Origin of the sequence: Hahella sp. CR1 (genome assembly GCF_029813005.1) — a bacterium.
In the GTDB taxonomy this organism is placed as follows: Bacteria; Pseudomonadota; Gammaproteobacteria; order Pseudomonadales; family Oleiphilaceae; genus Hahella.
Genome location: NZ_JAPELK010000003.1, coordinates 522,526 through 549,129, shown reverse-complemented (window position 1 = coordinate 549,129; position 26,604 = coordinate 522,526). Strand labels below are relative to the sequence as shown.

At 53.1% G+C, this 26,604-nt stretch carries 32 protein-coding genes; 24 read left to right on the top strand and 8 right to left on the bottom strand.

From position 1 onward, the window contains the following. The first annotated feature begins 206 nt into the window (after window positions 1-206). Window positions 207-935: a hypothetical protein gene (locus ONV78_RS10450; protein ID WP_279503091.1), complete on the top strand. Its 729-nt coding sequence runs from the start codon at window positions 207-209 to the stop codon at window positions 933-935. Window positions 936-1,225: 290 nt separating this feature from the next. Beyond that, window positions 1,226-1,696, top strand: coding sequence for a lipocalin family protein (locus ONV78_RS10445; RefSeq protein ID WP_279503090.1), 471 nt, complete (start codon window positions 1,226-1,228; stop codon window positions 1,694-1,696). Here the strand turns inward: ONV78_RS10445 and ONV78_RS10440 are convergent. Next, a complete protein-coding gene (locus ONV78_RS10440) occupies window positions 1,693-2,658 on the bottom strand; it encodes a phytanoyl-CoA dioxygenase family protein (protein ID WP_279503089.1) in 966 nt (321 codons plus the stop codon). The two genes, ONV78_RS10445 and ONV78_RS10440, sit on opposite strands and share 4 nt — an antisense overlap. A gap of 202 nt (window positions 2,659-2,860) precedes the next feature. Between ONV78_RS10440 and ONV78_RS10435 the strand changes: the two genes are divergently transcribed. The 3 genes from ONV78_RS10435 (at window position 2,861) to ONV78_RS10425 (ending at window position 4,754) form a co-directional block, all read left to right on the top strand. Next, entirely contained in the window at window positions 2,861-3,745 is an 885-nt protein-coding gene (locus ONV78_RS10435) for an AraC family transcriptional regulator (RefSeq protein WP_279503088.1), read from the top strand. Further along, a complete protein-coding gene (locus ONV78_RS10430; RefSeq protein ID WP_279503087.1) occupies window positions 3,729-4,178 on the top strand; it encodes a hypothetical protein in 450 nt (149 codons plus the stop codon). The genes ONV78_RS10435 and ONV78_RS10430 overlap by 17 nt, the downstream gene beginning before the upstream one ends. Window positions 4,179-4,241: 63 nt before the next feature. Then, window positions 4,242-4,754 carry a GNAT family N-acetyltransferase gene (locus ONV78_RS10425; RefSeq protein ID WP_279503086.1) on the top strand — a complete coding sequence of 171 codons (513 nt, stop codon included), beginning with the start codon at window positions 4,242-4,244 and terminating at the stop codon, window positions 4,752-4,754. 23 nt (window positions 4,755-4,777) lie between these two features. On the opposite strand, the gene ONV78_RS10420 is transcribed toward ONV78_RS10425, so the two are convergent. Beyond that, a complete protein-coding gene (locus ONV78_RS10420; RefSeq protein WP_279503085.1) occupies window positions 4,778-5,659 on the bottom strand; it encodes a LysR family transcriptional regulator in 882 nt (293 codons plus the stop codon). Window positions 5,660-5,774: 115 nt separating this feature from the next. Here ONV78_RS10420 and ONV78_RS10415 point away from each other — a divergent pair, with 115 nt between their 5' ends. The 7 genes from ONV78_RS10415 (at window position 5,775) to ONV78_RS10385 (ending at window position 12,100) form a co-directional block, all read left to right on the top strand. Then, window positions 5,775-6,551, top strand: coding sequence for a ferredoxin--NADP reductase (locus ONV78_RS10415; protein ID WP_127974537.1), 777 nt, complete (start codon window positions 5,775-5,777; stop codon window positions 6,549-6,551). 423 nt (window positions 6,552-6,974) lie between these two features. Further along, window positions 6,975-7,145: a DUF1328 domain-containing protein gene (locus tag ONV78_RS10410; RefSeq protein WP_011398159.1), complete on the top strand. Its 171-nt coding sequence runs from the start codon at window positions 6,975-6,977 to the stop codon at window positions 7,143-7,145. Between the two features lie 84 nt (window positions 7,146-7,229). Next, a complete protein-coding gene (locus ONV78_RS10405) occupies window positions 7,230-7,433 on the top strand; it encodes a hypothetical protein (RefSeq protein WP_279503084.1) in 204 nt (67 codons plus the stop codon). 154 nt (window positions 7,434-7,587) lie between these two features. Next, a complete protein-coding gene (locus ONV78_RS10400; protein WP_279503083.1) occupies window positions 7,588-8,553 on the top strand; it encodes a diacylglycerol kinase family protein in 966 nt (321 codons plus the stop codon). Between the two features lie 6 nt (window positions 8,554-8,559). Then, window positions 8,560-9,387, top strand: coding sequence for a metallophosphoesterase (locus ONV78_RS10395; RefSeq protein WP_279503082.1), 828 nt, complete (start codon window positions 8,560-8,562; stop codon window positions 9,385-9,387). Window positions 9,388-9,503: 116 nt separating this feature from the next. After that, window positions 9,504-11,186: a L,D-transpeptidase family protein gene (locus ONV78_RS10390; RefSeq protein WP_279503081.1), complete on the top strand. Its 1,683-nt coding sequence runs from the start codon at window positions 9,504-9,506 to the stop codon at window positions 11,184-11,186. Beyond that, a complete protein-coding gene (locus ONV78_RS10385) occupies window positions 11,171-12,100 on the top strand; it encodes a hypothetical protein (RefSeq protein WP_279503080.1) in 930 nt (309 codons plus the stop codon). Before ONV78_RS10390 ends, ONV78_RS10385 begins: the two co-directional genes overlap by 16 nt. A 135-nt stretch (window positions 12,101-12,235) precedes the next feature. Here the strand turns inward: ONV78_RS10385 and ONV78_RS10380 are convergent, their stop codons facing one another. Continuing rightward, window positions 12,236-12,874, bottom strand: coding sequence for a BON domain-containing protein (locus ONV78_RS10380; protein WP_279503079.1), 639 nt, complete (start codon window positions 12,872-12,874; stop codon window positions 12,236-12,238). Between the two features lie 220 nt (window positions 12,875-13,094). Between ONV78_RS10380 and ONV78_RS10375 the strand changes: the two genes are divergently transcribed. The 3 genes from ONV78_RS10375 (at window position 13,095) to ONV78_RS10365 (ending at window position 14,959) form a co-directional block, all read left to right on the top strand. Continuing rightward, window positions 13,095-14,141: a transporter substrate-binding domain-containing protein gene (locus ONV78_RS10375; RefSeq protein WP_279503078.1), complete on the top strand. Its 1,047-nt coding sequence runs from the start codon at window positions 13,095-13,097 to the stop codon at window positions 14,139-14,141. A 42-nt stretch (window positions 14,142-14,183) separates the two neighbouring features. Beyond that, entirely contained in the window at window positions 14,184-14,399 is a 216-nt protein-coding gene (locus tag ONV78_RS10370; protein WP_279503077.1) for a zinc-ribbon domain containing protein, read from the top strand. A 224-nt stretch (window positions 14,400-14,623) separates the two neighbouring features. After that, window positions 14,624-14,959 carry a hypothetical protein gene (locus ONV78_RS10365; RefSeq protein WP_279503076.1) on the top strand — a complete coding sequence of 112 codons (336 nt, stop codon included), beginning with the start codon at window positions 14,624-14,626 and terminating at the stop codon, window positions 14,957-14,959. A 77-nt stretch (window positions 14,960-15,036) separates the two neighbouring features. Here the strand turns inward: ONV78_RS10365 and ONV78_RS10360 are convergent, their stop codons facing one another. The 5 genes from ONV78_RS10360 to ONV78_RS10340 all read right to left on the bottom strand — a co-directional run bounded on the left by ONV78_RS10360 (window position 15,037) and on the right by ONV78_RS10340 (window position 19,211). Then, window positions 15,037-15,960 carry a mechanosensitive ion channel family protein gene (locus ONV78_RS10360; RefSeq protein ID WP_279503075.1) on the bottom strand — a complete coding sequence of 308 codons (924 nt, stop codon included), beginning with the start codon at window positions 15,958-15,960 and terminating at the stop codon, window positions 15,037-15,039. A 220-nt stretch (window positions 15,961-16,180) separates the two neighbouring features. Continuing rightward, window positions 16,181-16,684, bottom strand: coding sequence for a DNA starvation/stationary phase protection protein (locus ONV78_RS10355; RefSeq protein WP_279503074.1), 504 nt, complete (start codon window positions 16,682-16,684; stop codon window positions 16,181-16,183). 239 nt (window positions 16,685-16,923) lie between these two features. After that, window positions 16,924-17,217: a DUF1244 domain-containing protein gene (locus tag ONV78_RS10350; RefSeq protein ID WP_279503073.1), complete on the bottom strand. Its 294-nt coding sequence runs from the start codon at window positions 17,215-17,217 to the stop codon at window positions 16,924-16,926. A gap of 261 nt (window positions 17,218-17,478) precedes the next feature. Further along, on the bottom strand, window positions 17,479-17,829 hold the full coding sequence (locus ONV78_RS10345; RefSeq protein WP_279503072.1) for an EscU/YscU/HrcU family type III secretion system export apparatus switch protein: 351 nt from the start codon (window positions 17,827-17,829) through the stop codon (window positions 17,479-17,481). Continuing rightward, window positions 17,826-19,211, bottom strand: a complete 1,386-nt coding sequence (locus ONV78_RS10340; protein ID WP_279503071.1) for a flagellar hook-length control protein FliK — start codon at window positions 19,209-19,211, stop codon at window positions 17,826-17,828. Before ONV78_RS10340 ends, ONV78_RS10345 begins: the two co-directional genes overlap by 4 nt. A gap of 256 nt (window positions 19,212-19,467) precedes the next feature. Between ONV78_RS10340 and ccmA the strand changes: the two genes are divergently transcribed. From ccmA to ccmI, 9 genes are all read left to right on the top strand, one after another. After that, window positions 19,468-20,103: a cytochrome c biogenesis heme-transporting ATPase CcmA gene (ccmA, locus tag ONV78_RS10335; RefSeq protein WP_279503070.1), complete on the top strand. Its 636-nt coding sequence runs from the start codon at window positions 19,468-19,470 to the stop codon at window positions 20,101-20,103. Next, window positions 20,100-20,786: a heme exporter protein CcmB gene (gene ccmB, locus ONV78_RS10330; RefSeq protein WP_279503068.1), complete on the top strand. Its 687-nt coding sequence runs from the start codon at window positions 20,100-20,102 to the stop codon at window positions 20,784-20,786. The genes ccmA and ccmB overlap by 4 nt, the downstream gene beginning before the upstream one ends. Before the next feature lie 85 nt (window positions 20,787-20,871). Continuing rightward, window positions 20,872-21,630, top strand: a complete 759-nt coding sequence (locus ONV78_RS10325; protein ID WP_216739671.1) for a heme ABC transporter permease — start codon at window positions 20,872-20,874, stop codon at window positions 21,628-21,630. Next, window positions 21,627-21,806 (top strand): heme exporter protein CcmD, encoded by a 180-nt coding sequence (ccmD, locus tag ONV78_RS10320; RefSeq protein ID WP_216739670.1) that lies wholly within the window; start codon window positions 21,627-21,629, stop codon window positions 21,804-21,806. Before ONV78_RS10325 ends, ccmD begins: the two co-directional genes overlap by 4 nt. Beyond that, window positions 21,803-22,252, top strand: coding sequence for a cytochrome c maturation protein CcmE (ccmE, locus tag ONV78_RS10315; protein WP_216739669.1), 450 nt, complete (start codon window positions 21,803-21,805; stop codon window positions 22,250-22,252). The genes ccmD and ccmE overlap by 4 nt, the downstream gene beginning before the upstream one ends. A gap of 11 nt (window positions 22,253-22,263) precedes the next feature. Beyond that, window positions 22,264-24,288, top strand: coding sequence for a heme lyase CcmF/NrfE family subunit (locus ONV78_RS10310; RefSeq protein WP_279503064.1), 2,025 nt, complete (start codon window positions 22,264-22,266; stop codon window positions 24,286-24,288). Beyond that, a complete protein-coding gene (locus ONV78_RS10305; RefSeq protein WP_216739681.1) occupies window positions 24,288-24,851 on the top strand; it encodes a DsbE family thiol:disulfide interchange protein in 564 nt (187 codons plus the stop codon). The genes ONV78_RS10310 and ONV78_RS10305 overlap by 1 nt, the downstream gene beginning before the upstream one ends. After that, entirely contained in the window at window positions 24,848-25,333 is a 486-nt protein-coding gene (locus tag ONV78_RS10300; protein WP_279503063.1) for a cytochrome c-type biogenesis protein CcmH, read from the top strand. The genes ONV78_RS10305 and ONV78_RS10300 overlap by 4 nt, the downstream gene beginning before the upstream one ends. A gap of 12 nt (window positions 25,334-25,345) precedes the next feature. Continuing rightward, window positions 25,346-26,599, top strand: a complete 1,254-nt coding sequence (ccmI, locus tag ONV78_RS10295) for a c-type cytochrome biogenesis protein CcmI (RefSeq protein ID WP_279503062.1) — start codon at window positions 25,346-25,348, stop codon at window positions 26,597-26,599. Window positions 26,600-26,604 lie beyond the last annotated feature (5 nt).

The following is a 26,604-nucleotide window of genomic DNA, read 5'->3' as shown; positions in this document are numbered from 1 at the left end:
TTTTCATTGTCGCGAATGGCATTAAGAATATTAAATGAGAGGCGGGTTTCACTTTTTAGAAAGCCAAAGATCTGATTTTAAAAAGTAAGTCGTAATTATAAAAGGGGCAGGCAGCAGAATCGTTTTGAGAAGGAGCTCGATAGATGGATGTGGTGCTGACCTGGTTATGATTCATTTTGGTGTCAATTCTTAGGTAATCATAGAATATGTTGAAAGTCGAAAAAATTCTTGAGGAAATGAGAGGGTTGCCTTGTATATCTGACTTAAGGTTACTCCCAGATGATATTGTTGGCGATTTACGCCAGATTTCCAAGAATACCTCTGTTGTTACCATATGCAAGTATTTGAGGCGCTTTTGTGATCAATCTCAGTTAATTCATTTAGAAGAATTTGTTGAGGATGTTATCTGTGAAGGTAAAGATCATAAGGTATGGGGTAATATAGTGAATTTAACAGTCGATCTTCCACTAGATAAGCTCGTTACAATAGGCAGTGATGAGATTGTTGAGTTATTAGTGGGTGATGGAAATGTTTCTGATATTGTACGTGTATCACCTAAAAAAGCTCGAATTTATAGTCCTGTTTCTTCAGATGGAGCTCTGATTTATACAAAAAAAGACCATGATTATCGCGAGCTTCCACCGAAAGGTCTTGTAATAGTTGGTGATAAAGCTGTTGAGCCTGTATCGGACATAAATATAGCCTACCGAAGAAACCTTGCGGCTCGGCTGTACAATAAGATTTCTGGATCTGGTTCTTTTGATAAAGTGCTTACCGGTTTGGATTTACTCAGATTTTCGTTTCCTGGCATAGACGACAGGGCATTCTCTATTGATGCAGTAAAGGCCGCCAACGGACTAATGACCGAGATTCGTGAAGGTCTGGGAGAAAATGATATTGCTGGTTTCACTGCGACGGACGCTCAATATAGGTAATCCTGTTTAAGGTGTGAGTTTGGCGCTCCAAGCTTTTAATCCCCTCACGGATTAGGCTGGGATGAGCTCTGAGATGGCCTGGAAGTTGTTCGAAAAAGCCTTTTAGCGCATAGGGTTGGCTAATCTGAATCTGACAGACCCGCTGTGAGAGACTAATAGCTGGGCCAATTTGCTTTTCCCCCTATCGCCATCTAAGAATAGGGTGTGCGTAAGCATGCGTGGTCGCTCAGGATGATGGCGACGGCCTCGGTTATGACAAGAACACATCACAAAGAGATTGGCTCTCCCTTATGAAACGGATCTATTTCATTTCTCTTTTGGCGGCGTCTCTGTCGCTGAATGCATGTCATGCGGATGTTGAGTTGAAGGCGGACGCCACCAAAGCGAAAGCGGCTCTGGTGGGCGTTTGGCAGGGCGACGGCAGTGCGGATGATGAGGGCAATTATTCGGGCCTGGAGGAGTATTGGAAAATCACGCGGACAGCGGATGGTCGTTTTGAACAGGAATATCTGTCCATGGATATGTCTGCGAAAAAGTACACGCTGGTGCTTGAGAAAGGCGCATGGGATTACGAAGGCGGCATGTATCTGGAGACGCATGACGACGGCAAGTCCAACTCGTTCCGGGTGATTTCCATTACCGAGAATACCTTTCAATATAATTTCCCGCAGGACAGTGATGACTTCTTTATTGAAGAAGGCAAAGCCGACAGCGGTTTTGAGTTGATCAAGCCGCCGTCGGAGTTCGCCAAAGCGGATTAAGCCGGCTCGACATAACTCTCGCGCCAGGACTTCAGGCCCAGCAGCTTCTCGCCAAGCGGCGTTAGCTGGGCTTGCGGATAGCGCGTTTTCTCCCACTCTCTGGGATCGCCGGGAAATGCGAATCCCTGCGGAGGCGTGTGCTCACGCCATGAGGTCACTCGCCACTGCCGCATCTCCTCATCGGACTCATTCGCCGGCGCCATAGAGATGTACTGGGCCATACGCACCCGGTCAGACTGGTTGGGGCGAATGCCATGGGCCAACAGGCTGTTGAAGATAAGCAGGTCGCCCGCGCGCATATTAATAAACTCCGGCTCATAGCCTGTCAGATCGGGAACCCAGGGATCGCGCCCGGCGGGCTGGTTTTGTTTCCACTTCTCAAAATCGTGAAAAAGTTGTGGTACACACTGAAAGCCGCCGCAATGCTTGTCCGTATCGGACAGGGCCAGCACGCCTTGCACGCCAATAGGAGGCGGGTTCATTGTCGAGTCTGCATCCCAATGAATGAACCCGCTGAATTGACGTCCGTCGCGGTTTGGCGTGTTCAGGTTGGCGCGGTCAATGGTGACCCATAAATCTTCGCGGTCCCATATATCTACGAATGCGTCATAAACACGCTGCGTCTGACGGCTGTCCCATAGCGTCTGATGGTGGTAGCACTCCACCATTCCGCTGTTGTTGAGTTCCTTCATTTCATGCTGACGCAATTGCGGTTTACTCCAGGTGGCGGCGTCCTTCGGGTCCATTTCCGTAAACTCCCAAAGCAATGACTGCACCGCTTGCACCTGTTTTGCATCCACTGCATTGGGGATGATGATGTACCCCCAGGTGCGCCAGAACGCAAAATCAGATTCACTGAGCACGCGTAAAGGAAGCTGTTTGCGGATATCTTTCAACTGCACGCCGCCGGGATCGGAAACGCTGCGATTACCGGGAGCTTTATACTCATAACGCTGGTTCATATTGTTATCTCCTGTTCTTGCCTGCGCTGATGCTGATTGGGAACAGGATTATTCTGCTTGGCGTAACCGGGGGCAGGTTGTGGAAATAGGGCGGAGAATGATACTTTTCGGTCATTCTTATAGATTCTGTAGCCAGAATAGTATGACTCTGATGAGGGTTTTGCGATGATGGCCAGACAATTCAGCGGTGCGGCGAAAGGCTATGAAAGCGCTATATGAAAAAGTCAGATATCCAGAAGACGCGTCCTGGCGCTTTTTTCTGCGTCAACTGGACGAACTGCCCTTTCAGTGGCATTACCATCCTGAATACGAGCTTACCTACACCCTGAACAGCGCCGGTCAGCGTTATGTGGGCGATCATGTGGATCGCTATGAATCCGGCGATCTGGTGTTGATAGGTCCTAATCTGCCCCATAGCTGGCGCTCCTCACAGCGTCCTGACGAAAAAGCGCCGCATACGGTGTATGTGTTGTGGTTCAATCAGCAGTGGGTGGATCGCTTGTTGGAGAGCTTTCCCGAGTATAGCGATCTGGGCGAGATACTGAGACAAAGTCGACGTGGTTTGCGTTTTCGGCCAACTGACTACACAGCGGTGGATCGACTGTTTACAGGGCTTCCAGAGCAAGACCCGCGGCGCCGTCTGCTTACGCTGCTTTCATTGTTGGGAGATCTGGCGCAGACGCCTTATCGTCCGCTGGCGTCGGCGAATTTTTATTCCGGCGTCACCAATCGGCGGGAACAGGATATTCTGGACGGCATGTTGGACGCTGCTCATCAGGCGTTCGCTGATAAGCTGACGGTCGAAGACATGGCGCGACGGCACAACATGAGCGTCAGTAAGTTCAGCCGTTTTTTCAGCAAGCATATGAATCAAAGCTTTAATCAGTATTTGACCCAGATTCGCCTGGGGCAGGCCTGTTCAAAATTAATCAACAGCGAAGCGCCGATAGCGCTCATCGCGGAACAGACCGGGTTTAATAATCTTTCCAACTTCAACCGTCTGTTCAAGAAGCATAAAGGCGTGACTCCGCAGGGGTTTCGCAAAAGTTTTATTGCAGCGGGGCAATGGCGTGCGTATAGCATTTGATCTGGATGACACCTTGATTCCCACCACGGGCCCCTTTGCGGTCGGAGAGCGTCGACTAGGGCCGCCGGCAGGATTATGGTTCCGTGAAGCCTTGCGCACAGGTGCACCGGCGCTCATGCAAACACTGGCCAAAGACCATGAAATCTGGATATATACCACCTCTCTGCGTAAACCCTGGCTCGTCAAGGCCTGGTTTCGTTTATGGGGCGTCAGAATAGGGGAGGTGGTTAATCAGGATGATCATCGTGAAGCCGTCGCCGCTAATCAGCGTTATTCTCGCTTCAGCAAGGCTCCCAGGCTGTTTGGCATTGATCTGATGATTGACGACTTGCCCGGTGTGGGAATTGAATGTGAGCGTCAGGGGTGTCGCTCTGTAATCGTCGCTCCTGACGATCCGGGGTGGGTGGAAAAGGTACTGGTCAGTGTCCAATAGTGTCATTGAACCGTGCACTGAAAGAATCTGGATAGAATAAATAATAAACAGGCGGTTATAACTATGAAGGTATTGGAGACAGAGCGTTTAACGCTCCGTTGGCTGCGACTGGAGGATGACCATTTCATTCTGGCGCTGTTGAACGACCCATCATGGATACGTTTTATCGGCGACCGTGGGATAAGAACGCTGGAGGGCGCGCGTCAGTATATCCAAAAGGGTCCGTTGGCGATGTATGAAAGGGAAGGGTTCGGTCTCTATCTGGTTGAGCTTAAGCAGGATGGCGCTCCAGTAGGAATGTGCGGATTGATCAAGCGCGAAGGGCTGGACGATGTGGATATCGGGTTCGCGTTCATGCCGCAATTTCGTTCGCAGGGATACGCCTACGAGGCGGCCAAGGCGGTGCTGGATTTTGGCGCGACTAAACTGGGTATGAGCCGCATTGTCGGCATTGTGGACCAGAGCAACGCCAGCTCAATTCGGCTTTTAGAGAAGATCGGTATGGCGATGGAGAAGACCACCCGACTTCCCAATGACGATGTTGATTTGTTTTTGTATGGGGTTAACTTTACCTGAGACGTCCAGTGCTCCTGTCTGTCTCAAGTAAGCTGGCGACATAACTCCAGCCAGTTTTCGATACCGGCGCTGCGGTACTTTTCTTTATGCAGAATAAAGTAGAAGCGGCGCTGGAAATTTCGATGCGGCGCTTCCAGCGGCGCCAGACTGCCGCGCTTGAAGGCGTCCACCAGGGTTACCCGCGAGAGGCAACCAATACCCAGGTTGGCCTCTACAGCCCGCTTTATCGCCTCGGTGTGCTGTAACTCAATGGACACTTTCAGGTCAGGAAGAATGCCGTGCATCGCCCACTCGAACGCTTGTCGGGTTCCCGAACCCCGCTCTCTTAATATCCAACTGGCGCGCACCAGATCTGCGTCGCTCAGGACTTTCTTTTGCGCCAGCGGGTGGTCGGGCGCGCAGAAGATTTTCAGTTCATCGTCGCGCCAGGGGATCACTTCCAGCTCATTGTGATTGATTTCCCCTTCCACCAAGCCCACATCTAATTCAAAATTAAGCACCTTGCCTGCGATAGTGGTGGTGTTGGCCACCTCCAGGGATACCTTGGCGCCGGGATGTTGCTGCATGAAATCCGCCATGATGCTGACCGCCAGATAATTACCGATGGACAGCGTGGCGCCCACTTTCAGTGATCCGATATCCGTATGCTGTTGAAAGTCCAATTCCAGGTCGCGAGCGCGCTCTATCAGCGCTTCCACCCGGGGACGCAGCATGCGCCCCAGTTCGTTGAGCTGGAGGCTTTTGCCGATGCGGTCGAACAATTGAATATTGAATTGGGACTCCAGATTGCGCAGCGCGTCACTGGCGGCGGATTGAGACATGGACAGGCTTTTGGCGGCCTGGGTGATGTTCTCAAAGTGAGCGGCGGCCAGAAATATTTCCAATTGTCGCAGGGTGTAGTGCATTATCGATAAATCCGATAAGAGTTATTGAATAATCCTGTTTTACAGATAGATTATACTCGGGTTAAATATCGATCAATGAAAACTTTAGCGCCTTTATCAGGAGTCAATGCAGATTATGTCAGGAATGCGTAAAGAAACGGTCACCAGCGTGCGTCATTGGAACGACACTCTGTTTAGCTTTACCACCAGTCGCGATCCGTCTTTCCGTTTTAAAAACGGACATTTTATTATGATTGGCCTGGAGCAAGACAGCGGCCGTCCGCTGATGCGCGCCTACAGCATCGCCAGCGCCAACTACGAAGAAGAACTGGAATTCTTCAGCATCAAAGTGCCAGACGGTCCTTTGACTTCCCGTTTGCAGAAAATCAGCGTCGGCGATGAGATCATCATGAGCCGCAAGCCCACTGGCACTCTGGTCGTGGACCATCTGTTGCCGGGGCGCAATTTATACCTGATCAGCACCGGCACCGGCCTGGCTCCATTCATGAGCATTATCAAAGACCCGGAAACCTATGAGCGCTTTGATAAAGTCATTCTAACCCATGGCGTGCGTTATGTTTCCGAGCTGGCTTATCAGGAGCTGATTCGCGACGAACTGCCGCAGAACGAATTCTTCGGTGAACTCGTGCAGGAAAAACTGATTTATTACCCCACCGTTACCCGTGAAGATTACCCCACACAGGGCCGTATCACAGACTTGATGGAAAGCGGCAAGCTGTTTTCCGACATCGGTCTGCCGGAGATGGACCCTGAATATGATCGTTTCATGGTGTGCGGCAGCCCCAGCATGTTGAAAGACACCTGCTCCATCCTTGATTCCCGCGGCTTCACTGAAGCCCGTCAAGGTGATCTTGGACACTATGTTATCGAGCGGGCGTTCGTCGAAAGCTGATCCATCCCCTTAGAAAAGCGATTTACGCAGCCTTCGGGCTGCGCCTTATTAGCCGCTCCGTACGTTAGTCCGGTTCTGCTATAGGGGCCGTCTGTTAGTGACCGCAGACGGCCCCGCCTTTTTCTGCACGCTATATTTTCCTTCCTACACACGTCTATCTGCACTGTTTAGCGCTGTTCATTCCGTCTGCGCATGCGATTGTGGGCGCTTAGATGTGCTTTCTCACGTCTGTGCCCATTGGACTCACTCGCTTCACCCATAATTGCAGTGGGTTTGTAAGCTTTACATGTGATCGCCTCGACTTGTCTCCTCCATTAACGCCTTATTTTTAAATTAATTCATTGATAAATAAGATAAAAAATAAAGTTGGTCCAAGTTCTGATTATTACCTGTTGAGTTCGGAAACAAGTAAGGAGAAAGGATATGTTGTATTGGTCAATTGTATTTTTTGTCGTAGCGCTGGTAGCAGGCGTACTTGGATTCACCGGCATTGCAGCAGCGACTGCCGATATTGCACAGATTCTGTTCGTTATCTTCCTGGTGCTTTTCGTAATCAGCATCATCGCCGGAGGATTCCGCAGAAACCGATTATAGAGCTGTAATTGAGATCCAGAGGAAAGGCAGCGGTAGGACGCCGCCAATGAAACAAAACAACTGTTAGGAAACGAGGAGATGACAATGACTACATTCACCAACCTGTTGAAAGCAATGGTTATAGCCGCCCCGTTAGCTTTTTCACTGACCGCTTGTGATGCGGGCGATGGCGAAGCGGAGCAAATCGGCGAAGAGGTGGATAGAGCTCTGAACGACGCCGGCAATAGCATTGAAGACGCATGTGAAAGCGTTAAAGAGGGCGTCAACGCAAGAGACCAGGATTGTTAAGAGCCCTTGACGTAGTAAAGAGTCCTGGCGGAGTGGGGCCGCCGATGAACTCGTAAGAGAGCTGATCGGCGGCCCTTTTTTATGGTTGTAAAACGGATATGGAATAACGGAATTTTCAGGAGGCGCAACCTTGGCGCTATAAATGGTAACCACTATGCAAGTAGCTGAAATCAAAAGACATAACGTTCCTACGGTAGAGCGTAAGCTAGTGATGCTGGTTAACCTCGGCTCCGGCAAGGGACGTTCCGGAGACTCAATGGAGCAACTGGAGTCAGCGCCAGCCAGTGTGAGAGATCGAATATTGTCTACGCACAGCATTCGTCAGGGCATCGGTCTGCAGGAAACTATTCGCAGGGCGGCGCAGGAAGCAAAGGAGAACCAGGCTGTGCTGGTTGTGGTTGGCGGAGACGGCACGATTAACGCCGCCTTACCCCACATTCTGGAGCATCGGGTGACCTTCGCTGTTGTTCCCGGCGGCACTTTCAACCTGTTCGCGAAAGAACATAAGTTGCCGGAGAACTTTGCGGAGGCCTTGGACATTGCGCTCAATGGCGTGGTTAAGGCGATTCCTTTGTACCAGGTCAACGACATACTGTTCGCGGTAAACGCCAGTCTGGGACTGTATCCCCGCATTATTCAGGCGCGTGAGTCGCATCAAAAACGGTTTGGACGCTTTCGCTGGGTGGCGTTTTTGTCCGGCATATGGACCTGTCTGACTCAGGCCAGGCCACAGCGAATGAAATTAACCTCAGAAGGATTCTCCCGCGCCATTAATACGCCGCTGCTGTTTAGCACCATCAGTCGTATGCAGTTGGAGCTGTTAAACCTGCAGGATGAGAAAGCGGCGGATGATCAGGGTTTTGTCGCCATTGTGCTTAAAGCCAAGGAGCGTCTGCAGTTGATGAAGCTGCTGGGGCGCATGGCGTTGGGCATGCCGGAGAGCCCGGAGTACTATGAACATATAGTCTGTCGAGAGCTGCAAATTGACTCTCACCGCAAGTCGCTGCGGGTTGTAGTGGACGGTGAGATTCGTAATGTCTCTACGCCCGTGAGGATGCGGGCGCTGCCAAGCGCCGCTCTATTCGTGGCTCTGCCAGACCCAGATAAAAACGTCAATTGATTCGTTATGCAGATTATTCAGCTGTCTGATCTCCATTTCGGTACGGAGGACTGGAATGTACAGGAAGCATTGGTGCAGGCTCTCAATGACATGCGCCCGGAGTTGCTTCTGTTCTCCGGCGATATTACCCAGCGCGCCACACGCCTTCAGTTTGCCGCTGCACGGAACTTTTTAGAGAGAATTCAGGCTGATCATGTTTTAGCCGTACCGGGAAATCATGATATCCCTCTGTTTAATCTTTGGACCCGTTTGACGGCGCCATATAAAAAATATTGTGAAATTTTTGGGGCGAATCTGGAGCCGGAATTTGAGAATAATCTGGCGCTGGTCGTGGGTGTAAACACCACCCATAAGTATCGCCATGTGGATGGAGAGATCAGTCCGCAAAGAGCTGACGCCGTGGCCCGTCGGTTGGCCTCCGCGCCAGACAAGCTGCGGGTTGTGGTCGCGCACCACCCTTGTCAGGTAGTGTTGCCGTCCGATCAGAAAAACCTGCTCATTGGTCGCGAATATGCGTTGAAAGCCTGGATCGAAGCAGGGGTGGATCTGGTGCTTGGCGGCCACATTCACTATCCCTTCATTTTGCCTTTACGGGAGAGCTTCCCGGAGGCTCCATCGGGTGTTTTCGTCATGCAGGCGGGGACGGCGACGTCGACCCGTGTGCGCAGCGGAAAACCTAATTCTTTCAATCGTATAGTTGTTAAGCGAGACCGTCGTTTAACGCTCCTTGAGCGCTGGGATTATGACGCTGCGACAGGGCGTTTTCGCGTCGCTTTGAAGTTTTCCCCCTGGGCTAACGAACCTTCCCGCCAGGTGCAGGCGACCTCCTGTTGAATCAGCTAATATAGATAGTATTCATACAACCGCTTATAATGGCGCCCGTTATAAAGCCGGCCCCGGTTTTTAATATCTATCTGGTAAGACCGCTGAATCTTAAGGAGTAGAACCAAGTGACGTCTGTATTACCACGCTGGACTTGGTGTTGCATCTTGTCCCTGTGGGTGACGATGACCCAGGCGAGCCCGATCGCAGGCTTGCCGTCGCAATTATTGGAGTGGGCCGCCGCCGGCCAGCCATTATCTTTTCCCTCTCAGCAAAAAATGCTGCATCCCGCCGAAGTTCGGCAGATTTACGACATGAGTTTATACAAGCCCGTTTGGTTTGCGGATGAAACCCTGACGGAGCGCGCCTATGCATTAGTGAGGACGCTTGAGCATACCGATCAGGAAGGCTTGCCGTCGCAAAGATATCACACTGCGGTTTTGTCAGAGCTGTTGGGACAATACCGGGCGGGACCTGAAACATTCGGGCGCGCGTTTGAGTTGGAGCTGCTGCTGACCGACGCTATGGTGGCGCTGTCCAGTGACCGTCTGACCGGCCGCTTTGACCCCAGGTCGATCGATTCCGTCTGGCGTGAAGAGCGCACTAGCGGCGAGCTGGCTCCTCGTCTGTATCAGGCGATTGCCGAGGATCGTCTGCTGGAGGACATGGGCGCCATGGTGCCGACGCCGGAAGTTTACCAGGGCCTGTCGCAACTGCTGACGGATCTGCGCGAAACGGAAGCCCAGGGCGGTTGGCCTATGGTGTCTTACGGTCCGACGCTGCGACCCGGCCAGTCCGATTCGCGAGTCATTGAATTGCGCCGTCGCTTAATCGCCAGCGGCGACATGGAACGGCCGATGATTGATACCTCCGCGGGGGATGATGAGACCCTTTTTGACGAAGCCCTGGTAAAAGCCGTCCGCTTTTTCCAAGAGCGTCATGGCCTGAAGCCTGACGCTATCGTCGGAAAAGAGACTCTGGCGATGCTGAATACGCCAATTTCCGAGCGTATCGAACAGGTGCGCAGTAATCTGGAACGTCGCCGCTGGACCCCAACGAATCTGGGCGACCGTTATGTGGTGGTGAATATCGCCGATTACCGCCTGGATCTGGTGGATCACGGCCGCACCGAACTGAGTATGCGTGTAGTGGTGGGTAAGCCATATCGTCGTACGCCTGCTTTCAGTGGGTTGATGACTTATCTGGTGGTGAACCCGCTGTGGGAAGTCCCCACCCAGATCGCGGAAGAAGATATGCTGGAGCGTTTTATCGAAGACCCGGAATTTATCAGCAAAATGGGCTTCAGGGTATACAAAGGCTGGGGACGGGAAGAGGCCGCCCTGGACCCTGAAACTATCAACTGGGAAGAAGTCAAAGGCGGCAAGTTTCCCTATCGCCTGCAACAGGCGGCGGGCCCCATGAATGCGTTAGGGCGTATCAAGTTTATGTTTCCCAATGAATTTAATGTGTATCTTCACGATACGCCAAGCAGAAGCTTGTTCTACAAATCACAGCGAGCCTTCAGCTCAGGCTGTATCCGTCTGGAGCGGCCCCTGGAATTGGCTGCAGCCTTGATCGGCAGTAAGAAAAGAACCGGCATCGAGCTGGACAAAATACTTGCGTCGGGGGAGCCGACCACACTGCGTTTACCGAGCCCGGTTCCAGTGCATCTGCAATATTGGACCGCCTGGATGGATGACTCCGGCGTGGCGCAATTCCGTAAGGATGTATACGGAAGAGACGCCCGACTGCAAATGGCGTTTGAAGGCAAAACGCTAGCGCCGGAGGATAATGAATGGTTAGAGCACTAACGGTCATTGCGCTCTGTCTGCTGATGACCCGTGCTTTTGGATTTGAACCCGGTAAAGTCGACTTCAGTATCAGTTTCAAAGGCGAAACCAGTGATTATCGGGTTATGTCCGTATTTTTGCAGGCGTCAGAAGAATTTGTCTTCAAAATTAATCTGCCGGAGAGCGAGCAGATTGAAATAAGCGGCCAGGGCGATGTCGTCAAGGAGCCCGGCGATCGTTATCGCTGGACCGCTCCTGCGCATCCTGGGGTGAGTCGTTTGACTATTCGCAGGTCTTCCACCGGGGCGCAGATAACCCTAAACCTGTTTGTGTTGGTGCCGGCGAACCAAGTCGAAGAGGGGATGCTGAGTGGCTATCAGATAGGTCATTATCCCAGTGAGGCCTACCTCAACCAGGCGATCTATCTTCCGCCTCCCGGCTACCTCGAAGTCACCAAGGATATGCTGGATATCGAGCTGACGCCCAATTACCGTTTGGAGCAGTTTCTATGTCGGCAACCCTCGGAGTTCCCCAAGTTTCTGGTGCTGCGGGAAAAGCTGCTGCTTAAGCTGGAGTATTTGACGGAGCAGGTGAATGCCGCAGGTGTGCCGGTTTCTTCTTTCGTTATTATGAGCGGCTTTCGCACCCCGTACTACAACACATCCATTCGCAACGCGATGTATAGTCGTCATCAATGGGGCGGGGCGGCGGATGTCTTTATCGACGAGGACCCCAAAGACGGCAAAATGGACGACCTTAACAAGGACGGCAAAGTCGACAAAGATGACGCGGAGTATCTGGCGCAGCTGATTGAGAAATTTGCTGAAACGCCGGAGTACAAATCCTTCATCGGCGGGTTGGGCGTATATTCCGCTAATAGTTATCACGGTCCATTTATTCATGTGGATGTGCGGGGAGCCATGGTCCGGTGGTAAGCCGGGTTCAGTGTTGTTATTCCGCGTTGAACTCCCTGAAGTAGACCTGCTTGCTATCCTTACACTGGCGAAAAAAAGCCCGAAGCCGTGAGGCTTCGGGCCCTGCTGATGTCCATGCGCATGGAGTGCGATGAATTAGTTGATCATCAACTTGTTTTCAACGGAATCCACGTCGTCAACATTGCTGGCCAGTTTTTCCGCCAGATCCTTCTCTGCTTCTGAATCCACCGCGCCATTTAGCGTTACCACACGGCCTTCTGTATCCACATCAATATCAAGACCGGCGACGGACTCGTTGGCCAGCAGCTTCATTTTCACCTTAGCGGTAATAGTGGCGTCAGCCACGGAGCTTTTAAAGCTGTCGTTATCCGCGTTTTCCTTTTTGGCGGGCGTGGAGGCTACCTGCAATTGGTTATCCACATCCTTAACGCCTTCTACGCTCAGAGCGATCTGTTCCGCCAGCTCTTTTTCCACTTCGGAACTGACTGTTCCCACCAGCGTCGCGTTGGAGCCATTCACGGAAGCGTCAATCTCGAACGTGCTCAGGTTTTCGTTGAACAGAATGGCGGTTTCAATCTTGCCTTCAGTCCAACCGTCCTTGAAATACTTCTTCGCATCCTGGCTCATTTCTTCCGCTTTCTGACCGACAGTTTCTTCCTTCTTAACTTTGTCGCCTGCCGCGTAAGCAGGGGCCACGGTCATAGCGCCAGCCAGAGTCGCAGCGATCAGAGCAGCATAAGCAGGTTTCTTGATAAAAATTTTTGGCGTTTTCATAACGATCTCCTTTTCTATCTTTTAAAGTCCCGGATCTCTATCGAGACCGGGTAACAGGTCTCTATGCCTCGTTGTCACTTAAGAGATAGCTAGAAGCGTGCCAAGTTATTTTTACCGAATTTAGCGCTTTTTATGCGCATTTTGGCGTAAATTTGTACGTTTTTTCCGTTTGGCTGGTAATCTTGGGTAAAAGGCTTGCAGAACTTACAAAGTATTGGGTTTGCCTGATTTACAGTGCCGGGCGGCCTTTTCAGGTCTGTTTGGTTTAATTTGGGTCGGTGTCGAGGTTTGGTGTGGCTTTGATGGACCTGTGCACGCTGGTCTTTTCTGCGTACGAAAAATCGTCACTGCTGCTATATTTGCTGATAATAACCATAAGCGAAAAACGCCCTCTGGTATGACCCTTCCACATAATAATCAGCGGAAAACCAAGCGCTACTGTAAACCTTTCTCATGTATAGGAAGCTCTTGCTGGCCGCGTTGTTTTGATCGAGGTAGGGCCAAGAAGCTTTTCTATCGCCTCATTGCGGTATTTATATGCCTGGACATCCTCAACGTCGCAGAGGCCGCGCAGCGCCAGGTGGTACTGGCCGCGACTGAGTATCCTCCTTATTACGGCGAGCATTTAGAGAGTAAGGGATTTATCTCGGAGATCATCTCTACGGCCTTTCAACGAGTCGGGTATGACGTGGAGGTAAAATTTTTGCCCTGGAAAAGAGCTTATGGCATGGCGCAGGCTGGTGATTTTGATGGGGTCTACACTGGGTGGTATCGCAAAAACCGGGAGCAGTGGTTTGAGTTTTCAGATCCTCTTCCAGCCAATGAGTTGGGTTTCTATGCTCTCAGGGAGCGTAATATTTCTTATGTCGTACTGAATGATTTACAGCCATACAAAATAGGCGTGGTGCGGGGATACGTGAATCCGCCTGAGTTTGAACAGGCCAGATTGAATACCATTGAAGTCACCGAAGACCGCCAGAATATCCTTAGCCTTTCCCGTGGTTGGATTGATCTTGTGCTGATTGATAAGTTTATGGGGCAGTATATTATCAACACGGAATTTCCCGATTCCGTCAACAAGTTCATCTGGCTAGACCCTCCGATCAAAGTGGAAAACCAATACCTGATGTTTTCCAAGAAAGCGAAGAATTTTTTGAAAACCTCACAGGACTTCAATCATGGCTTAAAGCAACTGGCGCAAGAAGGTAAGATTGACGCGATTATTACCAAACACAGGTCGCTGTGGGTAACCTCAAAAGGAAAGTGAAAGGTGTTCGCGGATGTCCTGCATAATGATTAAGTAGATCGTATGTCTGAAATAAAACCAAATAAAATAAAGGCCAATAAAGAGCTTTGGCCTGAAGCTGTTAAAAACTCTCATGACTTTCATGACCCACTATTTGATTTTTATTACGACATTCAGTACGTGTGCCGGAAATGTAAGAAGGAGGCTGTCTGGTCTGCGGAACAACAAAAGCACGAGGCAGAAGTACTGAAAAGTGTATTACGGAAAAGTTCTCTGTGAGCCCTGCTATAAAAAATATAATTCACTGAAAGGAAGGATTCGTGAGTATGAGCGGCTGTGGCTGCTGGAGACGGAGTCCAGTAAGGCTCATGCAGAGTATATAGCGAAATGGCTCGCCGATATTCAGGAGTTTAAGACATACACAGATAAATATAATCGGGGTATGGAGCATAAATTGCGCAGATTGTTGGAAGTAAATCAATAAAATTAACGCGAGCTACAACATGAGCAACCAGTATGAAGTTGTAACGATTGAAAACGATGTCCTCATTGTGGGCGTAGAAGGTTGTGATGATGGATATATGCTCTGGCAGAGAGGGTTGACTGAGGATACTGGTTCCGAGGATGGAATCTATTTTGAGTTTGATGACCAAATTAATGGCGATTTTAACTGCATAAAGAAATGCGTGGTCGGCAACGATGGTATTCGTGTGGCGATGACAGATGGTAAATCGATGTACTTTTACTTCAAGGAAGGCTTCAACAGGTTCGAGGAATTGAAATCGGGCTTATTACAAATCTATCAAGGCAGTGAAGACATTCTTGAGTTTCATTTCTGAGGTGGGCCGTCCTCATATCTCTGAATTAGCGGCGCAAGAGGACGGCTATTATTTTGAATTGCTCCCTGCATGCTGGTTTAAGCTGCCGAAGACTCCACCTCTTCAGTACGAGTGCTGATAATCTGATCAAGCTGCAAGCCGCCTTTCGCCGCAAAATCCAGTGTGCGAATCGGGAAGGGGATGAGGATGTCGGCTTCGTCCAGCGCTTTCTTCACGGCCACGACGCCTTTGTGCTGGGCGGTCATGAAGTCCACTTTTCCGGTGGGATAATCGATCCAATACCACACAACCAAATTGATGCTGCTGTCGCCGAAGCCGGTGGCGAATACCTGGGTTTCCGTGCCGTTGCGGTTGAAATTCAGAGCATCGATGGCTTTGGTGATGGCCTTGGCGGCTTTGTCGATGTCGTCGGCGTAAGAAATGCCGACCTGGATTTCCAGGCGGCGTTGACGGGTGGTGGAGAAGTTCGTCAGTTTGTTGGTGAAGACGGCTTTATTGGGAAGAATGACCCGTTGTCCTGAAAACGTCAGTATATGGGTATTGCGCAGATTAATCGCTTCTACAGTACCCATAATGTCTGCCGTCGCCACGATGTCTCCCACCCGAAATGGCTTGCGAACGCCCATGAATATCCCGGCGATAAAGTTCTCGGTGAGGTCCTGAAACGCAAAGCCCAACGCCAGACCAATGATCCCGGCCCCGGCGAGGAGTGAGGTGACGGTGCCTTGCAATCCCACAAAGCCCAGTGAGACGAAGACGCCGATTGCAACCAATACAATATGCACGATGGTGGAAAGCAGATTGGCGACTTCCACTGAATCCAACGAACGCACAAGCACCCGCTGGGTGAGGTTGGATACGGCTTTGGCTATGTATAAAAACAGGAAGAAAAACACCAGGGCCACGATGGCGCTAGGCAGGTTGGCCAGTGCGGTTTCCGCCCATTCCTGAATGGAAGACCAGACAATGTCGACGGCTTTTTCAAATTCTATTATGTCCATTGCTTAATCCTTAATCTGTTCATACAACAAATACGACGATGTGGGCGAACCCTCTCTACGTCTGAGTATCTGGAACTGGTAACGCAGAAATCGTGCCGGCTTTACCCTCGGGCGGCGTAGCGCTCCACCGTCCTCTCATAAAAAAAGGCCACCGAAGTGGCCAAAAAAAGGAAGGTAGGATAAATGTGGAGGGTATCGTTTGGGTGGGATAGGGCGAGGATTACTCCTCGAGAAGGCTGCCCAACATCCAGACAGCCTGTTCGTGGGAAGTCAGTCTATTGACCATAAGGTCCTCCGTCGCAAAGTCCTCGGCCTTTTGCGCCGCGGCGATACACTTTCTACAGCTTGCGACTGTGCCCTCATGGGCGGAAATCAATTCTTTAATCAAAGCCGTCGCTGTCCGCTCTTCTTTGGGGTAAATCGTGGAAAATTCCGCCATGCGGGACAGGGTGCCGGGAGCTTTGTAGCCGATGGCGCGCATGCGCTCGGCGATATCGTCGATGGTTTCGGCGAGCTCTTTGTATTGCTTCTCAAACAACTCATGCAGTGCGAAGAAACTCATGCCCCGGACGTTCCAGTGGGCGTATTGGGTGTAGAGGTACAGGCTGTAAGTGTCGGCGAGCACGCGCGCCAGTTTGTCGGCGACTGAGTCCGCCTTGTTCTCTTTAATGCCCATATCGGGGGATGTAGCAGTCAGGTCGAGTTTTTTAGCGTGCTGATTCATAACCTCTCCTAGGTTTAGTTGCTTTCCCTGAATACAGCAGAAACCGGGCCAGGTTTTGAAAATATTTTAAAATTGCTTATATATCAAATTGTTATGTGTGTATAAGGACATTGGGAGAGTAAGTTTTGTTCAGAAGAGAGAACACTGCGACTGCAAGTTTTGCAATGGCTTTGCAAAACTTTCTCTAAGGAGGGTGATTCAGGCTCATTGGCGTCGCCCCGAGCCTGAATCGAGGAAAGCTATTCGGGTTTATTTTGCTCAAATTGTTTGAGCTGGCTTTCGCTCGCAGGTTTCTGATGTTTGGCTTTCCACTCATCGTAAGGCATGCCGTACACGATTTCCCTGGCTGCGGCGTCTTCCACCTGTTCTCCTCGTTCTTCCGCCGCGGCGCGATACCATTTGCTCAGGCAGTTGCGACAGAAGCCGGCGAGGTTCATTAAATCGATATTCTGAACCTCAGTGTTGTCCTGCAGATGTTTGACCAGTCGGCGAAACACCGCTGCTTCAATTTCGGTTTGGGTTTTAGAGTCCATAATTCAGCCTTGTTCTCAGTGAAATAAAACGTACTTGCCAACGCCCCATTTGCTTGGCCTCCATCGAAATGGCGGTTCAGCAAGTCATTGGCAAGTTCAGCCGCAGATCAATATCCATTAGATAAACCACGGTTTGCAGAAAATATGCGCGGACAAATAGCGGACAAGCAGAAGAAAGCTATGTGTCCTCAGGGTTGATAGTGTAAACGATTGATTCCGCTGCGTTGAGAGCTGACGAAGCAAGATCGCGGTCCCAGTGTATTATGGCGCGTCGCTGTCAGCATTGGGCGGCGGTTGAAAGCCTTCCGGCGTTTTGCCCTGAATGTGATAGGCGAAGGCGATAATTTCCGCGATAACGCGATACAGCAACTCAGGTATTTCATCGCCGAGATCCAGTTGCGCCAGAGAACGCACCAACTCTGGATTCTCATACAAGGGAACGCCATGCTCCCGGGCGATGGCGATGATCTCCTCCGCGAGGTCCGCTTCGCCTTTGGCGGAAACCTTGGGCGCTTGTTTGCCATCGTAAAACAGGGCAATGGCCTGCTGGACGTCGTTTTGAGACGTTTCCTGGGAGTGATTGTCTTGCGTGTCCTGTTGTTTTTTTGTCATGCGCGTTCGTCGATCAGTTGGCGGGAAATCGGTGCGGAAGGCGTTGGCGGCGCGCCTTTACGCACCGCCAGGTCGCCCACTTCAAGGCCCCAGTCTTGCAGACCTTTGCGCAGACGCGGCAACTCTTCCGTGACCAGTCCCAGAGTCTTTTGCTCCACCGCCCAGAATGTGGCGGACACCGTTCCTTCCGTATACAGGACCTGGCTTTGCATGGGGCCGAGTCCCTCCAGGTCGAAGGCGAGTACGATTTTCCAGCGGCTTTTCTTGTTGTCTTTAGCGCCGTTGCGCTGCTCTTTTTCAAAGCGCATCTGAATGCTATCCATGCGTGGAGCGGCGACAGGCACCTCCACAAACCACACTTGCGCCCCGGTTTGGTCAGGCCCCGCGCTGAGATTTTGTTGCAAGGCGTTCAATTGGTGACTATGCAGACGTGCGGTGGCCTGCGCCAGAGCGCGCAACATTTCGCCGGCGTCCAAGTTGGCGGGCAGGGGAGGCCGTCCGCCTTCGCGTCCCATTGGCGGCGGAAATTGCAGTGGATGTCCACCGGTCGCCATGCCAGGTTGCTCCGCTGTCTGTCGGGTTAGCCAGCTAACCAGTTGTTCCCAGTTGGCGGGAAGCGGGCTATCAGGAAGACGATTGAGTTGCGCCAGCGTGGCGCCCAGCGCTACCGTCAGCAATGCCTTGATGTCCTGGGGCGCGACGCTCAACAGGCGTGGCTCAGCGCCAGAGGGTGTGACGGATTTGTCGGGCGTCGCTGCGCGGTTTTCCGCCAGCGTTCGTAGTAAATGACGCTCCAGCCCCGCGCCGGATTGCTGAATCGCCTGTTTCAGCCCCCCAGCTTCGCTGACTCGCGGCGGCGTTGGTAGCGCCTGGTTCAGTTTATCGAGCGTTTGCGCGAGGTCTCTCGGCAACCGCGTATCAGAGGACAGTCGCACTAACGCCTCCAGATTACGGCGAAGATCTCCCTGTAAGGGCAGCCACTTGGACAACGTTTGTAATGTCGTGGCGAGCAGCGCCTGCGCGGGCTCTGTTTGCGGCGGAGCCAGAGCGTCGACGACTTTCAGGCCCAATGCGGTGACCTGTAGTTGCAGCACCTTGCCGACCAGCCAGTCCTGAGGAAGTTGCGCCATGCGGATGTCAGTTTGCAGTGGCTGCGGCAAGCCTTCAGCGCTCATTATCAAACGCCAGGACGGCGTGGCGGAGGCTTGCGCGTTGGGGGTAGGACTGGACGTTGTAGGACTGGGAGAAGGAGAGATATCGGTGATGCGAGCGGAGAATAGGTTGCCGACTTTCTGCACGATAGCGGACAGTTCCGCCTGTATCTTAGGAGGGAGAGAGCTGGTGCGAGTGGGCGCCGCCGCGGCGTCGGGCTGAACTTTCATCGCTTTTTAACATTTCTCCCACAATAAAATGATCTTAATCAGGGCTATGCACTGACCATCCGGGGAAAGCTGGGCTATAATGCGCCCGTTTTTACAAAGCTTAAGCGCGAGCGGGCCACTTTTCTAACTCTTTTCCGTTATTGTTGACGACTTTTCGGAAAAAGCGCCAATTTGTTATTCTTGCGCCGCTTTATTTCCGGTTGTTCCGCGTTGTTCTGCACGCCAGAGGCGCACACAAGAGGCTGCTTTAGTAATTATGACAGGTCAAACTCCTCTGCTTGAGGCCAAGAATCTCCAGTGCGAGCGAGATGACCGTATCCTGTTCGAAAACCTGTCCTTCTCCGTCGATCCCGGGGACGTCGTGCAGATTGAAGGCCCCAACGGGGCTGGAAAAACCACCTTACTCAAACTTCTATGCGGACTGGCTCCATTGCGTCAGGGCGAGTTGTTCTGGCGTGGCGAACGTATGTCGCAGGCGCGCCCACAGTTTCTTTCCTCACTGCTGTACCTGGGCCATAAAACCGGCGTTAAGGAGTTGTTGACCCCGCTGGAAAATCTCCGCGCCTGGTGCGCTCAACGTGAAGACGTGAATGAAGAGCGCATGATGGCGGCATTAGAAACGGTCGGCCTCGCTGGCTATGAATATTCACCCTGCAATAGTTTATCCGCTGGCCAACAGCGGCGGGCCGCCCTGGCGCGCTTGCATGTCTCCTCTGCGCCTTTATGGGTGTTGGATGAAGCTTTCACAGCCATCGATAAAAAAGGGGTGGCCCAGCTGGAAGCGTTGCTGCGTGAAAAAGCCAACATCGGCGGCGCGGTGATTTTGACTACTCACCACAGTTTGCATTTATCCGGCGAAGTGCGTCGCATTCAATTGGGGGCTGCGTCTTGACGGAAGTAGGCGTATGGGCGGGCTTTTGCGCCGTAGTGAAACGGGATTTGATGCTGGCGTTCAGACGTCCTCAAGAGCTGGCCAATCCGCTGGTGTTCTTTGTGATGGCGGTAAGCCTGTTTCCGCTTGGCGTCTCACCGGAAAAGAGCTTTTTGGCCCCGGCGGCGGCGGGCGTGGTCTGGGTGGCGTCGCTGCTGGCGACCTTGCTTTCTCTGGATGCCTTGTTTCGGGCGGATCATGAAGACGGATCGCTGGAGCAGTTGACCCTGGCGCCTCAGCCTCTGTTTATTCTGGTTCTGGCGAAAGTCTTCGCGCACTGGCTGACGACAGGGCTGCCCTTGATATTGCTGAGCCCGGTGCTGGCGCTGATGCTGCATGTGGATGAAAGCTTGCTCGGCGTTCTGATGCTGTCGCTATTGGTGGGCACGCCGGTTCTCAGTCTGATTGGCGCCATTGGCGCGGCCCTGACTGTGGGGTTGCGCGTAGGCGGGGTTTTGATTTCATTGTTGGTGCTGCCCCTGTATATTCCCGTGCTGATCTTCGGAACCGGTATGGTGCAGAGCGCAGCGGCCGGTATGGATTACACCGCCACGCTGGCTATGTTGGGCGCGATACTGGCGCTGTCGCTGACGTTGGCGCCATTCGCCGCGGCGGCTGCGCTTAAAATCAGCGTCTCCAACTGAGACAATAAAACAGGCTGGCGCGACGCCTTGTATAGGCGATGCGGCGGCGGACTGAATGGCTTGGATACAGATAACAGAAGCGATTATGTGGGAAGCATTTAAACAGTGGTTTCACCGGTGGGGATCGCCCAAATGGTTTTACGAGCGCAGCTTGGTGTGGTCGTTCTGGCTGGGTTGGGGCGCCATGATCCTGTTGCCTATTGGTATTGTCTGGGGCCTGGCGTTTGCGCCTCAGGACTACCAGCAGGGCAATAGCTTCCGCATTATCTATCTACACGTGCCCGCCGCCATCCTGGCGCAGTCCTGTTATATGATCATGGCGGTCGCCGGCTTTGTCAGTCTGGTCTGGCGCATGAAAATGGCGGATGTGGTGTTGAAATGCGCGGCGCCGATTGGCGCGTCTTTTTGTTTTCTCGCTTTATTTACCGGCGCGGTCTGGGGCAAACCGACCTGGGGTACTTGGTGGGAGTGGGATGCGCGCCTCACTGCTATGTTGATTTTACTGTTCCTGTATTTTGGCGTTATTGCTTTGGAAGCCGCTATCGAAGACAAGATCACCGCAGGCAGAGCCGCGGCGGTGCTGAGTCTGGTAGGCGTGGTGAATATTCCCATCATCAAATACTCCGTAGAGTGGTGGCGCACCCTGCATCAGCCCGCCACCTTCAAACTGACGGAAAAGCCCGATATGCCAGTGGAAATGTGGGCGCCGTTGCTGGTGATGGTGATAGGGGTCTACTGCTTCTTCGGCTATTCGCTTTTCTTACGAAGTCGTAATGAGATAATCGAACGCGAACGCCGTACCCTATGGGTCCGCGAGCTCTTGGCGAAAGAGGGGAAAGTATGAACTTCGAAAGCCTCAATGAATTTTTCGCAATGGGCGGCCATGGTCTATACGTCTGGTTGGCCTACGGCGCGGGTGGACTGGTGTTCCTGTATAACCTGGCTGCGCCGAAACTAAAACGCGGCAGCCTCGTCAAAAGATTGTCCCAGCAGTATAGAAGGGAGAAGGCGTCCCAATGAATCCCAAGCGCAAGCAGCGTTTAATTATCGTGTCATTCCTGGTGATCGGCGTCAGCGCGACGGTCGGTTTGATCATGACCGCGCTCAGCAACAACGTGAATCACTTTTATAACCCTACCGAAGTGGTGCAAGGCGCCGCTCCTATCGATAAAAGCATTCGCGTGGGCGGCATGGTGGTTGACGGCAGCGTGAACAGAGATGGGAAATCCCTGGCGGTCGCTTTCACCGTGACGGATTACAACAACAACGTTAATGTCAAATACACCGGCATCCTGCCAGACCTCTTCAGAGAGGGGCAGGGCATCGTCGCCACCGGCAAACTGGACGCTCAAGGCGTTTTCCAGGCGGAGGAAGTGCTGGCCAAGCACGACGAAAAATACATGCCGCCGCAAGTGCAGCGCGCGCTCGACAAGGCGCAGGACGCCGCGCCCGCACAGACTTACTGAAGGAATGACGTATGATTGCTGAGCTGGGTCACTTCGCACTGATTTTAAGTTTTTGCTTCGCTATCCTGTTGGCGTTTGTGCCTATCACCGGCGCCTGGATTGGCGACCGACTTTGGATGCGCTTGTCTCGCCCTCTCGCGGGCGCCCAGTTTCTGATGGCGATTGTGGCGTTCGCCGCATTGACCGCCAGCTTTTTGCGGGACGACTTCAGCGTCCGCTACGTGGCGGGCCACTCCAACAGCCTGCTGCCCTGGTATTACAAATTCAGCGCCGTGTGGGGCGGCCATGAAGGCTCACTGTTATTGTGGGCGCTGATTTTGACTGGCTGGACCGCCGCCGTGGCCAAGTTCAGCAAGCAGTTGCCGCTGGAAATGGTGGCGCGCGTACTGGGCGTCATGGGCATGATCAGCATCGGCTTTATGTTGTTCATCCTGATGACCTCCAATCCCTTCTTACGTTACCTGCCGAATTCGCCGCAGGATGGCGCTGACCTGAACCCATTGTTGCAGGATTTCGGGCTGATTGTGCACCCGCCCATGCTGTATATGGGCTATGTCGGTTTCTCCGTCGCTTTCGCCTTTGCGGTGGCTGCGCTGATGGGCGGTCGTCTGGACGCAGCCTGGGCGCGTTGGTCGCGTCCCTGGACGACGGTGGCCTGGGCCTTCTTGACTCTAGGCATCGCCTTGGGCAGCTGGTGGGCCTACTACGAACTGGGCTGGGGCGGCTGGTGGTTCTGGGACCCGGTTGAGAACGCGTCCTTTATGCCCTGGTTGGCGGGAACGGCTTTGATTCACTCTCTGGCGGCGACGGAAAAGCGTGGCGTTTTCAAGAGCTGGACGGTTTTGCTGGCGATATTCGCCTTCTCACTCAGTCTGCTGGGCACCTTCCTGGTCCGCTCCGGCATTCTGACCTCGGTGCATGCGTTCGCCGCAGACCCTGAACGGGGCCGCTTCGTGCTCATGATGCTGGGCGTGGTCATTGGCGGCTCACTGCTGCTGTACGCCCTGCGCGCGCCCGTGGTGAAAAGCCGCATTGGTTTCAGTGAAACCTCCCGGGAAGTGTTCCTGCTGGTCAACAACATCATTCTGGTGGTCGCTATGCTGACCGTGTTAATCGGTACGCTGGCCCCGCTGGTGGCGGAATGGATGGATAAAGAAATTTCCGTCGGCGCACCCTATTTCAATTTGATGTTCTCCCTGTTGGTTCCCTTGTTGGTCATCGTGATGGGTGTGGGCATGTACAGTCACTGGAAGGACACCAAGGCGGCGCAGCTACTCGGTCCTGTCCCTATGTTTCTGGTGATCAGCGCCGTTACCTCCGTTGTGGTTCCCTGGATGTACGGGGAAATTCATTTGATGGCGGTTATTGGCGTCTTCATCGCTGTTTGGCTGTTTGCAGCGACCCTGCGCGACGCGTGGCTCAAAAGCGCCTCCTCGCAGGGACGTATGCGCGGCTGGCTGCGCACCTCGCGGAGCTACAAAGGCATGGTGCTGGGGCATCTGGGCCTGGCGGTGACTATCGTCGGCGCGACCATGGTGTCGCAATACACCGTGGAGCGGGACGTGCGTTTGGCTCCAGGGCAGTCGGTTGAGCTGTCGGGCTTCACCTTCCGTTTTGATGAAGAAACCCAGCGTCGCGGCCCTAACTTTATCGGCGATCGCGCCACAGTCTCAATTCTCGACAGTGACGGCGACGTGCTGCATGTTCTGCATCCGGAAAAACGCCGCTATCAGGTATCCGGTAATATTATGACGGAAGCAGGCATCGATCCGGGCCTGTTCCGGGATCTCTACGTTTCTCTGGGCGAGTCTCTGGAAGATGAGTCCTGGACCATGCGCGTCCAATATAAGCCTTTCGTGCGCTGGCTGTGGCTGGGGGGCGTGTTTATGGCCTGGGGCGGCTTCCTGGCGGTGGCGGACAGACGTTATCGCATCAAGCTGAAACGCAAACTGTCAACGGCGGAAGCCATGGATAGCAGCGACGCACAGGCGCAACCTCGTGGCGACGCCGATGCGCTCGGAGGACAGCAGGCGTGATGAAGCGGTTATTCTTATTTGTTCCTCTGCTGGCCTTTGTTGCGGTAGTCATTCTGTTTAATCAGAACATGGACAACGATCCCTCCAAGCTGGAGTTGGCGCGCAAGGATCAGCCTGTGCCGACATTTAAGCTGGGCGAACTGTACAACCCTGGCCGGGAGCTGACTCCTGCGGATCTTAAGGGCGAGCCCATGCTGCTCAACGTCTGGGCGACCTGGTGTCCTTCCTGTCGGGTCGAGCACCCTTATTTGCTTAAATTGGCCAAGGAATACAATGTTCCGATCATTGGCTTGAACTACAAAGATGATCGCGATGCGGCGAAGAAGTGGCTTGAGACGCTGCAGGACCCTTATCGCTTTGTGATTTTCGACCAGGAAGGACGTTTGGGTCTGGATCTGGGCGTGTATGGCGCGCCTGAGACCTATGTGATCGACGCCGCTGGGGTGATTCGTTATCGCCATGTGGGCGTAGTAAACGAAAAAGTCTGGCGGGAGACCCTGGCGCCGATGCTGCGCAATTTGAAGATGGCGAACGCCAATGCGGTTGAGGAGCCTGGTTCATGATCGCGCAAAGATTACTGATCTGCCTGACTGCGCTGTGGATGTCCTCTGCCGCCTGGGCGATTGATGATTACCAGTTCAGCAGTGACGAAGGTCGCGAGCGCTATCAGACACTGACTTACGAGCTGCGCTGTCCCCTGTGTCAAAACCAGAATATCTCCGACTCCACGGCACCCATCGCCAAAGATTTGCGTCGTGAAGTGCATCGAATGATTGAAGAAGGGAAGAGCGATGACGACATCGTTGACTTCATGGTGGCTCGTTATGGCGATTTCGTGTTGTATCGGCCGCGGCTGAATGCGCAAACCGCCGCTTTGTGGTTGGGACCGGTGACGGTGGTGACCCTGGGCTTATCTATTTTGTTGTACGTCGCTCGTCGCAGACGTCGCTCTCTGGGAGAGTCTGCTGAATTGAGCGATGAAGAGCAGGCGCGCTTGCGGGCCTTATTGCAGCAAACCTCTTCCGAAGAATCTGAGCAGAAATAACAGGCATTCCGAATGACAGTATTCTGGCTGGCTATCGTCCTTCTGGCGGTTTTGGCGATAGCGATCATCGCCGTTCCTTTGTTGTCCATCCTGAAATCCGGTCCGCAGGGCGCTGGCGCGCGTCGCGATACCGCCAACGTGGCGTTGTTTGAAGACCGTCTGACGGAGCTGCGTGCGGAGCTGAAAGCCGGACAAATCAGCGATGCGGAGTTTCATGATCTGCATATTGAGTTGGAAAAGTCACTGTTGAACGACGCGGAGCCGGGCGCGCAGAATACCGCGTACCGCAGTAGCCGCATGCGCCAGATTCTGGTGCTGGTGCTGGTAGTTGTGGGAGTGCCGGTGACGGCGCTGGTGATGTATCAGCAGGTTGGCGATTATAAAGGCCTGCGTCAGGTGGAGTGGATGAAAGAGACTCGCCTGCAATTGGCTCTGGCTGGCAATGATCCGGAAGAGATTTTGCGCCGCTTGCGCGATCGTCTTTTGGAGCAGCCGGACCATGTGGAAGGCTGGGCGCTATTGGGGCGCTCCTTGATGACCATGCAGCGCTACGCGGAAGCGGAAGAAGCGTTTCGTCACCTGGCGGAGTTGCTTGCGGCGGAAGGCGAAAACCCCGCCGGCGCTCACGGATTGCGCGCACAGGCGCTGTTCTTCAAGGAAGGACGTTTGAGCGCTCCGGTCAGGGCGGCTCTGGAGCAGGCCCTGAAAACCGACCCCAACGAAGGGAGTTCACTGAGTATTCTTGGCGTGGCGGCGTTCCAGGAGCAACGTTACGCCGAAGCCGCTAAGTTCTGGCGTCGCATTATTGAACTGAATCCAAATGACCCTAACGCCGCTGCGATTCGCAATGGCGTAGCGAGAGCGGAGCAACTGGCGGCGGAGCAGGCGAATCAGCAGCCCGCGCAGGCGGCGGGCGGAGCCAGTCTGCAGCTGCAAGTCAGTCTGGGTGAAAGTCTGAATGGTCAGGCTGAGCCTGGCGACACTGTATTTATCCTTGCGCGCCCAGCGGATGGTACGCGTATGCCGTTGGCGGTGGTGCGTAAAACCGTGGGCGAGTTGCCTGTCAGCGTCACATTAGATGACTCCATGGCCATGGGGCCGATGGCGAAGCTGTCCTCCGCTGAAACGGTGGAAGTGGTGGCGCGGGTGTCCAAATCCGGTTCGCCGCAACCTCAGCCAGGCGACCTGCAGGGCGTCGTAGGCCCAATCCAACTGCGCGCGCAAAACGAGCCGCTCAATCTGGTGATTGACCAGCTGGTGCAATAGCTCAT